Annotated in this window: 8 protein-coding genes; all 8 read left to right on the forward strand. The window is 45.5% G+C overall.

The window, feature by feature from the left end; genetic code table 11:
- Positions 1 to 237: 237 nt before the first annotated feature.
- Positions 238 to 1,743, forward strand: coding sequence for a ribosomal protection-like ABC-F family protein (gene abc-f, locus H171_RS07820; RefSeq protein ID WP_100304628.1), 1,506 nt, complete (start codon positions 238 to 240; stop codon positions 1,741 to 1,743).
- A 254-nt stretch (positions 1,744 to 1,997) separates the two neighbouring features.
- Positions 1,998 to 3,221 carry an MFS transporter gene (locus tag H171_RS07825; protein ID WP_207655178.1) on the forward strand — a complete coding sequence of 408 codons (1,224 nt, stop codon included), beginning with the start codon at positions 1,998 to 2,000 and terminating at the stop codon, positions 3,219 to 3,221.
- Positions 3,222 to 3,452: 231 nt separating this feature from the next.
- Positions 3,453 to 4,901 carry a tRNA (N6-isopentenyl adenosine(37)-C2)-methylthiotransferase MiaB gene (gene miaB / locus H171_RS07830; RefSeq protein WP_100304629.1) on the forward strand — a complete coding sequence of 483 codons (1,449 nt, stop codon included), beginning with the start codon at positions 3,453 to 3,455 and terminating at the stop codon, positions 4,899 to 4,901.
- A gap of 26 nt (positions 4,902 to 4,927) precedes the next feature.
- Positions 4,928 to 7,582, forward strand: coding sequence for a DNA mismatch repair protein MutS (gene mutS, locus H171_RS07835; protein ID WP_100304630.1), 2,655 nt, complete (start codon positions 4,928 to 4,930; stop codon positions 7,580 to 7,582).
- Positions 7,583 to 7,651: 69 nt separating this feature from the next.
- Entirely contained in the window at positions 7,652 to 9,571 is a 1,920-nt protein-coding gene (gene mutL / locus H171_RS07840; protein ID WP_100304631.1) for a DNA mismatch repair endonuclease MutL, read from the forward strand.
- Positions 9,568 to 10,533: a tRNA (adenosine(37)-N6)-dimethylallyltransferase MiaA gene (gene miaA, locus H171_RS07845; RefSeq protein WP_166433598.1), complete on the forward strand. Its 966-nt coding sequence runs from the start codon at positions 9,568 to 9,570 to the stop codon at positions 10,531 to 10,533. Before mutL ends, miaA begins: the two co-directional genes overlap by 4 nt.
- Positions 10,524 to 11,807 carry a methionine gamma-lyase family protein gene (locus H171_RS07850; protein WP_100304633.1) on the forward strand — a complete coding sequence of 428 codons (1,284 nt, stop codon included), beginning with the start codon at positions 10,524 to 10,526 and terminating at the stop codon, positions 11,805 to 11,807. Before miaA ends, H171_RS07850 begins: the two co-directional genes overlap by 10 nt.
- 166 nt (positions 11,808 to 11,973) lie before the next feature.
- Positions 11,974 to 12,225, forward strand: a complete 252-nt coding sequence (locus tag H171_RS07855; RefSeq protein WP_025233156.1) for a DUF4321 domain-containing protein — start codon at positions 11,974 to 11,976, stop codon at positions 12,223 to 12,225.
- Positions 12,226 to 12,273 lie beyond the last annotated feature (48 nt).

Here is a 12,273-nt window from a genome sequence, read left to right on the forward strand (position 1 = left end):
TCTTGCTAAAGTAACTGCATGATGAGAAGAAAAAGAGACTTTGTCTTTTTTTTGTCATGCCTGTTTTTGCAAGAATATTGTTTCATTCTCATACCCTTTTTATGTCATAGATGACATGGATTAATCAGAATATTAGCCCTATGGGCTTGTTTTGATGCGAACGGCTGTGAGAAAATGAATTCTTGCAGTCGTTTTTTGTGCGGAAATATTTTATTTCCTGCCTATGGAGGAATCTCTATGTCATTAATACAGGTCACTGATTTGTCATTTACCTATGAAGGAAGCCCGGATCCTGTCTTCGAACACGTTTCCTTCCAGATTGATACGGATTGGAAGCTGGGTTTTACTGGAAGAAACGGGAGAGGAAAAACTACCTTTCTAAATCTTCTGATGAATCGTTATAATTACACAGGAACTATTATTTCAAATGTCATATTTGACTATTTTCCCTTTCCTGTGCCGGATGAAAAAATGAACACTGTGGAGATTCTGGATTCCCTCCTTGGAGAATATTTATTCTGGGAGCTTAAAAGAGAGCTCTCCAGACTAAAAGTTTCTGAGGATGTACTATACCGGCCTTTTTACACACTTTCAAACGGGGAGAGGACTAAGGTTCTTTTAGCAGCCCTGTTTTTAAGAGAAGGCCATTTCCTGCTGATCGATGAACCGACTAACCACTTAGACCGGGAGGCCAGAGAGCTGGTAAGCCAGTATTTAAACAGCAAAAAGGGATTTATCCTTGTATCTCATGACAGGAAATTCCTGGATGCATCTGTGGACCATATCCTGTCCATTAACAAAACAAATATTGAAGTTCAGAAAGGCAATTTCTCCTCCTGGTATGAGAACAAGCAAATGCAGGATCAGTACGAACGGTCCGAAAATAACCGTTTAAAAAAGGACATCCGTCATCTGGAAGCAGCCGCAAGGCAGTCAGGCGAATGGGCGGATCAGGTGGAGTCAACAAAGATCGGGAAAAAGTCCATGGGCCGTGAAAAGTCCATTGATACACGGGCCTATATAGGCGAAAAGTCCAGGCGGATGCAGATGCGCAGAAAGAGTCTGGAACTCAGGCAGGGCAGGGCCATTGAGGATAAAAAAGGGCTTTTGAAAAATATAGAAGAGGCAGAAGATCTTAAGCTTTATCCTTTAAAATACCGCTCATCCAGAATCCTTTCATTAAAGGATGTTGTTCCTTACTATGAAGGGCCTGTTTGCGGGCCCGTCTGCTTTACACTGGAACAGGGACAGAGAATATCCCTGCAGGGAAAAAATGGCTGCGGAAAATCCAGCATATTAAAGCTGATCGCCGGAAGGGAACTGACAGGAGACACTATTTCCTTTAAAGGGTATAAGGAAATACCAAGCGGTCTTAAAATATCCTATGTATCTCAGGATACTTCATTTTTAAAAGGGAGCCTGACAGAATATACCATGGAAAGCGGTATCGAAGATCATCTGTTTAAGGCGCTTCTTCGAAAGCTGGACTTTTCTAGAGAACAGCTGGAAATACCCATGGAATCCTATAGCGAAGGACAGAAGAAAAAGGTTCTCATCGCCCGCAGCCTCTGTGAGCAGGCCCATCTGTATATCTGGGATGAACCTCTTAATTTCATTGATGTATATTCCAGGATCCAGATCGGGGATTTAATCCTTAAGTTCCAGCCGACCATACTGCTTGTGGAGCATGACGATGCATTTACCGGGAAGGTGGCAACTGGTGTGGTGAAACTGATGAATTGATGACGATTTGTCCTTTGGCGGCCCAGGACTTCGTTGTAGAATTTTCAGTGGACTTGTGCTATAATCTTTGCACATGATGTTTTTTTACCATGTTGGTAAGAATCGTACGTTACGTACAAAATATATATCAGGAGGATAATTTAATGACGCATTCCATGAGGTTAAGATAGAACCGCGGGTTATGTTGCGGTAATTCCGTATTACAATAACTCACTTTAAAAAAACGAATTTTGTAATATAGGAGAATATAAAAAATGAATAAATGGAAAAAACAATTTATTACTATTTACGCAGGGCAAGCGTTTTCCTTGCTAGGGTCGTCTGCTGTACAATTCGCTGTTATCTGGTGGCTGACAATACAGACTGAATCTGCAGTTACACTTACAGTGGCATCCATTGTTGCCTTTATTCCGAGCATGATAATAGGCCCCTTTGCCGGAGTATGGATTGACCGCTATAACCGACGCACTGTTATGATCGCGGCTGATGGTTTTGTGGCTCTTTCCAGCGTGGCTTTAGGCAGTGCCTTCCTGTTGTCAGAAAATCCCCCCTTAACATTCATCTACCTTATACTGTTATTGCGGGGGCTTGGCAACACCTTCCACGGCCCGGCCATGCAAGCTGCCATTCCCATGCTGGTACCTGCACCGATGCTTACTAAGGCTGGTGGCTGGGGCAATATGGTCACTTCAGTTTCCAATATGCTTGGTCCAGCGTTGGGCGCAGCCCTCATGGGTATTTTCCCAATCGCTGCCATCATGTTGATAGATATATTTGGAGCTGTTTTCGCCATAGCATGTCTGTTGTTCATCAGAATCCCCAATATACCGCAAAGTGGTGAAATGCCGCATATGCTGGCAGATATGAAGATGGGGCTTTCTGCAATGCGGGCAAATAAGCCTCTTATGGCAATATTCCCCGCCATGATGATTATGACCATTCTTTATATGCCTTTGGGTTCTTTGTTTCCGCTATTGATCCGTGTTCATTTCGGCGGTACGGCGTGGCATAGCGGTGCAGCTGAGTTTGTCTTTGCGGGCGGGCTGCTGATTTCTTCTTTTGTCATAGGAGTTTGGGGTGGTATGAGGCGTCGCTTTCTTATGGCGGCTCTCGCAATCGTAGTTATGGGCGCATGCTCTCTTGTCAGTGGAGCTTTGCCCGCCGGGGGCTTTTGGGTTTTCCTTTTCTGTTGTTTTCTTATGGGCAGCTCCGGTACTTTTTTGAATGTGCCGATAATGGCCTATATCCAGGAAACTATCCCGCCGGAAATGATGGGTAAGGTGTTCTCTCTTATGATGACCGCCATGACATGGGCTATGCCAATAGGACTCATTGTTGCAGGACCGGTAAGCGAACTCATTGGAATTGACCGGTGGTTCTTCTGGTCTGGTCTTGCGCTCATGGCAACCGGGCTGGCTTGCCGTCTGATGACACGGCGATATGACGCATTGACCATGCTGCCTGAAGAAATATCTTAATCCATACTGCGCCGTGATTATCGGCATTCGTTACACAACCGTCAGAGGACAGGGCATTCAACCCTGTCCTTTTTGCCCCATTACCCAACAAAAGAAAGCAATTGAAATTAATCAGGTAGATTACTGCTCATATGAAGGGTGTTTCCAACGGAAAAGCCGATTTTGATATTTGCAATAAAAAATATTTATGATATAATGGGAAAACCGAATAAAAATCAAGAGGTTATACAAATGGATTATATAAATATGACTTATGAGGAAACCCTCAGCCAGGCACCAAAGGAAGAGCCGGCAAGACAGTACTACTTTATAGAACGTTACCGGGATATTCTGGATAAATTAAAGGAATCATCAGGGAAAGAACAATTTACCTTTCACATCGCTACCTTCGGTTGCCAGATGAACTCTAGGGATTCCGAAAAGCTTCAGGGAATTTTAGAAGCAATCGGCTTTGTGGAAACCGATACGGAGGAAGCAGACTTTGTTCTATATAATACCTGTACAGTCAGAGAAAATGCCAATGACAGAGTCTACGGACGTCTTGGATATTTAAACAGTATAAAAAAGAAAAATCCTCATATGATGATCGCTCTATGCGGCTGCATGATGCAGGAAGAAAAAGTAGTTGCTAAGATTAAAAAGAGCTACCGCTTTGTGGATATTATATTCGGAACTCACAACATTTTTAAACTGGCTGAGCTTATGTATGAACGCCTGGAAGAAAAAAAGATGGTTGTAGACATCTGGGAAGGAACGGACCGGATTGTGGAGGATCTCCCAACGGACCGGAAGTATCCCTTTAAGTCCGGCGTTAATATTATGTTTGGCTGCAATAATTTCTGCAGCTACTGCATCGTGCCCTATGTGCGCGGCAGGGAGCGGAGCCGCAGTCCAAAAGACATTCTGGAAGAGGTAAAACAGCTCGTAGATGACGGTGTTGTGGAAATTATGCTTTTGGGACAGAATGTTAACTCCTATGGAAAAAACCTGAAAACACCCGTAAGCTTTGCAGAGCTTCTGACTCAGATCGATCAGGTGGAAGGCCTGGAGCGGATACGTTTTATGACTTCCCATCCAAAGGATTTGTCAGACGATCTGATCGAAGCCATGAAAAATTCAAAAAAGGTTTGCACTCATCTTCACCTGCCCCTTCAGTCAGGCAGCAGCCGTATTTTAAAGGTTATGAACCGGAAATACACCAAGGAACAGTATCTGGAGCTTGTAGAAAAAATCCGGACAGCCATGCCGGATATTTCACTGACTACAGACATCATTGTAGGTTTCCCCGGAGAGACGGAAGAAGATTTTAACGAAACCCTTGAAGTGGTGAAAAAGGTACGTTTTGACAGCGCCTTTACCTTTATCTACTCCAAGCGTACCGGTACACCGGCGGCCAAGATGGAAGAGCAGGTACCGGAAGACGTGGTAAAGAACCGCTTTGACCGTCTGCTGGCTGAAGTCCAGAAAATCTCTTCCGAGGTCTGTGGAAGAGAGGAACATACCGTTCAGAAGGTACTGGCAGAAGAGGTGAATGATCATGAGGAAGGTCTTTTAACCGGCCGCTTGAGCAATAACACTACTGTTCATTTTAAAGGGGATTCTTCTCTTATTGGAAAAATCGTGGACGTATATCTGGATGAATCCAGAGGATTTTACTACATGGGAACTTTAAGACCATAAACAGAAGAAAAAGGAAGTGAAAGAGCATGGCTGGACTGTCACCAATGATGACCCATTACATGGAAACAAAGAAGGAGTACCCGGACTGTATCCTGTTTTACAGACTGGGGGACTTTTACGAAATGTTTTTTGATGATGCGGTTACCGTATCAAGAGAGTTGGAAATTACCTTAACCGGAAAAGAATGCGGACTGGAGGAACGGGCGCCTATGTGCGGCGTTCCTTATCATGCCGTTGATACATATTTAAACCGTCTTGTCCAGAAAGGTTTTAAAGTTGCCATTGCCGAGCAGATGGAAGACCCCAGGCTTGCCAAAGGATTGGTAAAGCGGGAGGTTATCCGTGTGGTAACACCTGGAACCATCACAAGTGCACAGGCTCTTGATGAAACAAAAAATAACTACCTGATGGGAATCGTCTATATCGGCGAAACCTTTGGGGTCGCAGTTGCGGATATCAGTACCGGCGATTTTCTTGTAACAGAGGTAGAGTCAGAGCGGGAACTTATGGATGAGATCAATAAGTTTACCCCCTCCGAAATCATCTGCAACGAAGCATTTTATGTTTCGGGAGTGGATGTAGAAGAAATAAAGAACCGTCACCAAGCGGTTATTTCATCTCTGGATCATCATTTCTTTTCCGATGAAGTCTGCCGGAAAATTCTAAAAGAACACTTCAAGGTAGGCGCACTCACAGGACTCGGGCTGGAAGATTATGACACCGGAGTCATAGCTGCCGGGGCAGTTATGGAGTACATGTACGAGACCCAGAAAAACAGCCTTTCCCATATAACAACCATTACCCCTTATTCCACCGGGCAATTCATGATTATTGATACTTCTACCAGGCGGAATCTGGAGCTTTTAGAGACCTTAAGGGAAAAGCAGAAGCGTGGAAGCCTTCTCTGGGTTCTGGACCGGACGAAAACAGCCATGGGCGCCAGAATGCTGCGCACCTACATAGAGCAGCCTTTAATCCATAAATCAGAGATCATAAAACGCCAGAATGCCATTGAAGAGCTGAATATGAATTTCATATCAAGGGAAGAGATCTGTGAATATTTGAATCCGATTTATGACCTGGAACGTCTGATCGGACGAATCAGTTATAAGACAGCCAATCCAAGAGATATGATCGCATTTAAAAGCTCCCTGGAGATGCTTCCGCACATCAAGAATCTTTTGGCGGAATTCACCAGTGATATGCTCACGGACTTGTGGGGGGAACTGGATCCCTTAGAGGATGTCAGGGAATTGATTGACCGTGCCATTATCGACGATCCGCCCATCACCTTAAGAGACGGCGGAATTATTAAGGACGGCTTTCATGAAGAAGCCGACAAGCTGAGAAGTGCCAAAACAGAGGGTAAAAACTGGCTTGCTGAGTTGGAATTACGGGAAAAAGAAAAAACAGGAATCAAGAACCTGAAGGTAAAATTCAATAAGGTATTCGGCTATTATTTTGAAGTGACCAATTCCTTTAAGGATCTTGTACCCGATTACTTTATTCGTAAACAGACGCTTGCCAATGCAGAACGTTACACCACCGACGAGTTAAAGGAACTTGAAAATGTGATACTGGGAGCTGAGGACAAGCTGTTTTCTCTGGAATACAGTTTATTTTGTCAGGTCCGGGATTCGGTGGCGGATCAGGTTCTCCGGATTCAAAAGACTGCCAGGGCCATAGCAGGGATCGATGTTTTGGCCTCCTTATCCTCTGTTGCCACAAGGAACAACTATGTAAAGCCTCAGGTTAATGAAAAGGGACTGATCGACATTAAAAACGGTCGCCATCCGGTAGTGGAAAAAATGATGCGGGATGATCTGTTTGTTTCTAATGATACCTATCTGGACAATGGGAAAAACCGGGTTTCCATTATCACCGGCCCAAACATGGCAGGAAAGTCTACCTATATGCGCCAGACTGCGTTAATTGTCCTTATGGCCCAGATCGGAAGCTTTGTTCCAGCAGAGGAAGCAAGCATTGGAATCTGCGACCGGATTTTCACCCGGGTGGGTGCATCCGATGATCTGGCTTCCGGCCAGAGTACCTTCATGGTGGAGATGACGGAGGTAGCCAATATCCTTCGGAACGCTACGAAAAACAGTCTGATTGTCTTAGATGAAATCGGCCGCGGCACCAGCACCTTTGACGGACTCAGCATTGCCTGGGCTGTGGTAGAACACATCAGCAATCCGAAAATCCTGGGAGCAAAAACCCTGTTTGCGACCCACTATCATGAGCTGACCGAACTGGAAGGAACCATGAGCGGGGTGAATAATTACTGCATCGCAGTAAAAGAACAGGGCGATGATATTGTTTTCTTAAGAAAGATCATAAAGGGCGGGGCTGATAAGAGCTACGGCATACAGGTAGCTAAGCTGGCCGGCGTCCCGGACACCGTTATTGCCAGGGCCAAAGAGCTGCTGGAAGAATTAAGAGATGCGGACATCACAGCCAAAGCCAGAGAGATTGCCGAGATCAACTCCAATATTACCCAGAGAAAGGCTGTTCCAAAGCCCGACGAGGTGGATTTACAGCAGATGTCTCTCTTTGATACCGTAAAGGATGATGATATCATCAAGGAATTGGGCGATTTAGAGCTGGGCAACATGACTCCCATTGACGCGCTCAATACCCTGTACCGCCTGCAGACAAAACTAAAGAACCGTTGGCAGTAGAATAACAGCCTGCGGGCATACCTTTATGCCCCAAAAGCGTGGGCAAAAAAGTAGAAAGGAGCAGGTGCCATGCCGAATATAACCGTATTGGATCAGAATACCATCAACAAAATAGCGGCAGGAGAGGTCATCGAACGTCCGGCCTCCGTTGTTAAGGAGCTCTTGGAAAATGCCATTGATGCTAAATCCACCGCAGTTACCGTGGAGATCAAAGAAGGGGGAACCTCCTTTATCCGGGTGACCGACAATGGCTGCGGAATTCCCAAAGAGGAAGTACCTCTGGCATTTCTGCGTCATTCTACAAGCAAGATCAAATCCGTAGAGGATCTCTTTACCATTTCCTCTCTTGGATTTCGGGGAGAAGCTCTTGCAAGTATCGCCGCTGTCTCTCAGGTGGAGCTGATTACCAAGACCAGCGTCGGACTTACCGGTACCAGGTTTCAGATTGAGGGTGGTGAAGAACGGTCCCTGGAAGAGATCGGAGCACCTGAAGGAACCACCTTTATCGCCAGAAACTTATTTTACAATACTCCGGCCAGGAAGAAGTTTTTAAAAACTCCTTCCACGGAAGGTGCTCATGTGGCTGAGCTTGTGGAAAAGCTGGCGCTGTCTCATCCGGAAGTATCCATCCGCTTTATCCAGAACAATCAGAACAAGCTTCACACCTCCGGAAACCACAACTTAAAGGATATTGTATACACGGTATTTGGCCGGGAAATCGCATCAAACCTTCTGGAGGTTACGGTGAATAAGCCTCAGGTTTCCATTCATGGCTACATCGGAAAGCCGGTGATCGCCAGAGGCAACCGGAATTATGAAAACTATTTCATCAATGGCAGGTATATCAAAAGCAGCATTATTTCCAGAGCTATAGAAGAAGCCTACCGTCCATTTATGATGCAGCATAAATATCCCTTTACCATGCTTCATTTCTCCATAGAATCGGAGATGCTTGATGTAAATGTCCACCCCACCAAGATGGAGCTTCGGTTCCGGGATGGGGAAATGGTCTATCACATGGTGTATCAGGCAGTATCAAGCGCTTTGGCCCACAAAGAACTGATCCCTGAGGTGGAGTTAGAGAAAAAGGAAGAGGTAAAACAGTACTTTTCCGAAAAAAGACATGAGCCCAGCCCAGAGCCTTTTGAAAGACGCAGGCTTATGGCTATGGAGCAGCAGGCGGCTGCAGAAGAAAAGAAAGTTACGGCCTATGCTTTTCCTAAAAGATTAACTCCGCCCCAGCCTTCCTTTGTAAAGGAAAGGGATGATCTGGCGGACAACTGGATAAAACCTCAGACTCCAGCCTTAGAAAAACTGCCGGAAGCTCCATCAAAAGATGAGGTGCCCAAGAAAGAAAAGGGACCGGAACAGCTGGATTTGTTTGACGGAAAACTTCTGGAGCCAAAGGCCCGGTCCATGCATAAGCTCATTGGACAGCTGTTTGATACTTACTGGCTGGTTGAATTTAATGAACAGCTTTTTATAATTGATCAACATGCTGCCCATGAAAAGGTTTTATATGAAAAAACCATGGGAACACTTAAGAATAGGGAATACATTTCCCAGATGGTTAGCCCTCCCATTATTCTGACTTTAAACCAGAATGAAGAAGTTTTATTAAAATGCCATTTAAAGTATTTTTCAGATATGGGCTTTGAAATTGAACCTTTTGGCGGCAAGGAATATGCGGTCAGAGGAGTTCCTGCCAACCTTTTTTCCATTGCCAAGAAAGAACTTCTGATTGAGATGATCGATGGGTTATCAGAGGATGGCTCTTCCCATAACCCGGATATGATTTATGAACGGGTTGCATCCTTATCCTGTAAGGCAGCGGTAAAAGGAGGGCATCGCTTATCAGCAGCGGAAGCCAACGAGCTTATTGACCAGCTATTAAGCCTGGAAAATCCTTATGCCTGCCCTCACGGAAGGCCAACGATCATTTCCATGAGCAAATATGAGTTAGAGAAGAAATTTAAGAGGATCGTATGATGAGACCGCTGATTATTATTACCGGGCCGACGGCAGTGGGAAAGACCGCTTTGTCGGTCCGGCTTGCGAAGGCAATTGGGGGAGAAATTATAAGCGCTGATTCCATGCAGGTATACCGCCATATGGATATCGGTTCTGCAAAGATCAAAAAGGAAGAAATGGACGGAGTTCCTCATTACCTGATCAATGTTCTTGACCCGGAAGAGGAATTTAATGTGACAGTTTTTCAGAAGATGGCGAAGGAGGCCGTGGAAGAGATTTATTCCCACGGTCATATACCCATTGTGGCCGGCGGAACCGGTTTTTATATCCAGGCCCTTCTTTATGATATTGACTTTACGGAAAATGGAGGAGACACCTTCATACGTATGGAACTGGAAAAATTGGGCCAGGAGAGGGGAGCAGAGTTTCTCCATAATCTTCTTCGGGACATTGATCCGGATTCCGCAGACGAGATCCATGAAAATAATATGAAACGGGTAATCCGGGCAATTGAATATTACCGGCAGACCGGTGAACGGATCTCAGAGCACAACAAACGGGAAAGACAAAAGAAGTCTCCTTATGATTTCCTCTATTATGTAGTAAATACTGACCGGGACCGCCTCTATGAACGAATTGACCGGCGTGTGGACTTAATGCTTGAGCAGGGGCTTGTGGAAGAGGTAATGCACTTAAAGGATATGGGCTTAACCAGGGACATGGTTTCTATGCAGGGCCTTGGGTATAAGGAAATCCTGGATTATTTACAGGGGATATATACACTGGAAGAGGCTATTTATGTTTTAAAGCGGGATACCAGGCATTTTGCAAAACGGCAGATCACCTGGTTTAAACGGGAACGTGATGTAAGATGGCTGGATCTTCCGGATTTTAACAATGACCTGGATCAGGTGCTTATAAAAATGTTGCAGGACATAAATGAGATGTACGAATTGGAGAATAATAAACAATGGAAATAAATGAAATGTACGAAAGCCTGGGGGTCAGCAGACAGGTAATGGATTTCGGGAAAGAAATCGAAGAAGCTTTAAAGGAGCGCTTTCGAGAAATCGATGAAACGGCCGAATATAATCAGATGAAGGTCATTAAAGCCATGCAGGAAAACCGGGTCAGTGACATCCATTTTGCGGCAACCACGGGCTATGGTTACAACGACTTAGGCCGTGATACCTTGGAAGCAGTTTATGCCAGTGTATTCCATACGGAAAGCGCTCTCGTAAGACCGAACCTGATCAGCGGCACCCATGCCCTGACCGTAGCCCTTTCCGGGAATCTCCGCCCAGGGGATGAACTTCTCTCACCTGTGGGAAAGCCCTATGATACCCTGGAGGAAGTGATCGGCATCAGGGACAGTGTAGGTTCTTTAAAAGAATACGGAGTTGTATACCGGCAGGTGGACCTTCTTGCCGATGGGACCTTTGACTACGAATCCATTGAAAAAGCGGTGAATGAAAAAACAAAGCTGGTAACTATCCAACGTTCCAAAGGATACGATACCCGTCCTACCTTTTCTGTATCCCAGATCGGCGAGTTGATATCCTTCGTGAAGAAGATAAAGCCTGATGTGATCTGTATGGTTGACAACTGCTACGGGGAATTTGTTGAAAAGATTGAACCGTCTGACGTGGGAGCCGATATGGTGGTAGGCTCTCTCATAAAGAATCCAGGAGGAGGCATTGCTCCCATCGGCGGCTACATTGCGGGACGGGCAGACTGCATTGACCGTGCTTCCTACCGGCTGACTGCACCTGGCCTTGGAAAGGAAGTTGGGGCCACTCTGGGTCTTAACCAGTCCTTTTTTCAGGGATTATTTTTATCTCCTACCGTAGTGGCAGGGGCCTTAAAGGGAGCTGTATTTGCCGCCAATGTCTATGAAAAGCTGGGCTTTTCTGTGGTACCTGACGGTACCCAGTCCCGCCATGATATCATACAGGCCGTTACCTTCGGGAAACCGGAAGGAGTCATTGCCTTTTGCCAGGGGATTCAGGCGGCCGCTCCAGTTGACAGCTTTGTCACACCGGAACCTTGGGATATGCCGGGTTATGATGCCCCTGTCATCATGGCAGCAGGTGCTTTTGTACAAGGTTCATCCATTGAGCTGAGCGCGGATGGTCCCATCAAACCGCCTTATGCGGTTTACTTCCAGGGCGGTCTTACCTGGTACCATGCAAAGCTGGGGATTTTAATGTCGGTACAAAAGCTCTTGGAAGCAGGTCTGATCCGTTTTAAATAATAAATTTTTCACAATCGTGCTTACTGGCCAATGGAAGAACAAGTCCTTGCACTTTTCCCTTGAAGGCAAATTATAAAAAACGGTATACACAACTGCAAAACTATGTTAGAATAATTTGATAGGTATGGACAATCCTGTCATAAAACCAAAAGGGGTAGTAAAGCAGATGAAATACAAAAACTGCTGGGTACTGCTTCTTCTTATGCTGGCCGGCGTAGTTCTCGGAGGCTTTGTCGGAGATCTGACCCGGGGAATTTCCTGGCTGTCCTGGCTGAACGCAGGACAATCCTTTGGATTTGATACCCCGCTGATCGTCAATCTCGGCATATTGGTAATAACCTTTGGTATTAACATTAAAATTACCATGGCTGGCATTATAGGAGTAGCAGCAGCCCTCATTACATATCGGTTAATCTGAACGCATGCGTTCATGCCCGATGAAGCGGGGCACGCTGAGATCAAGGAG

The organism is [Clostridium] celerecrescens 18A, from assembly GCF_002797975.1.
Lineage (GTDB): Bacteria > Bacillota > Clostridia > Lachnospirales > Lachnospiraceae > Lacrimispora > Lacrimispora celerecrescens.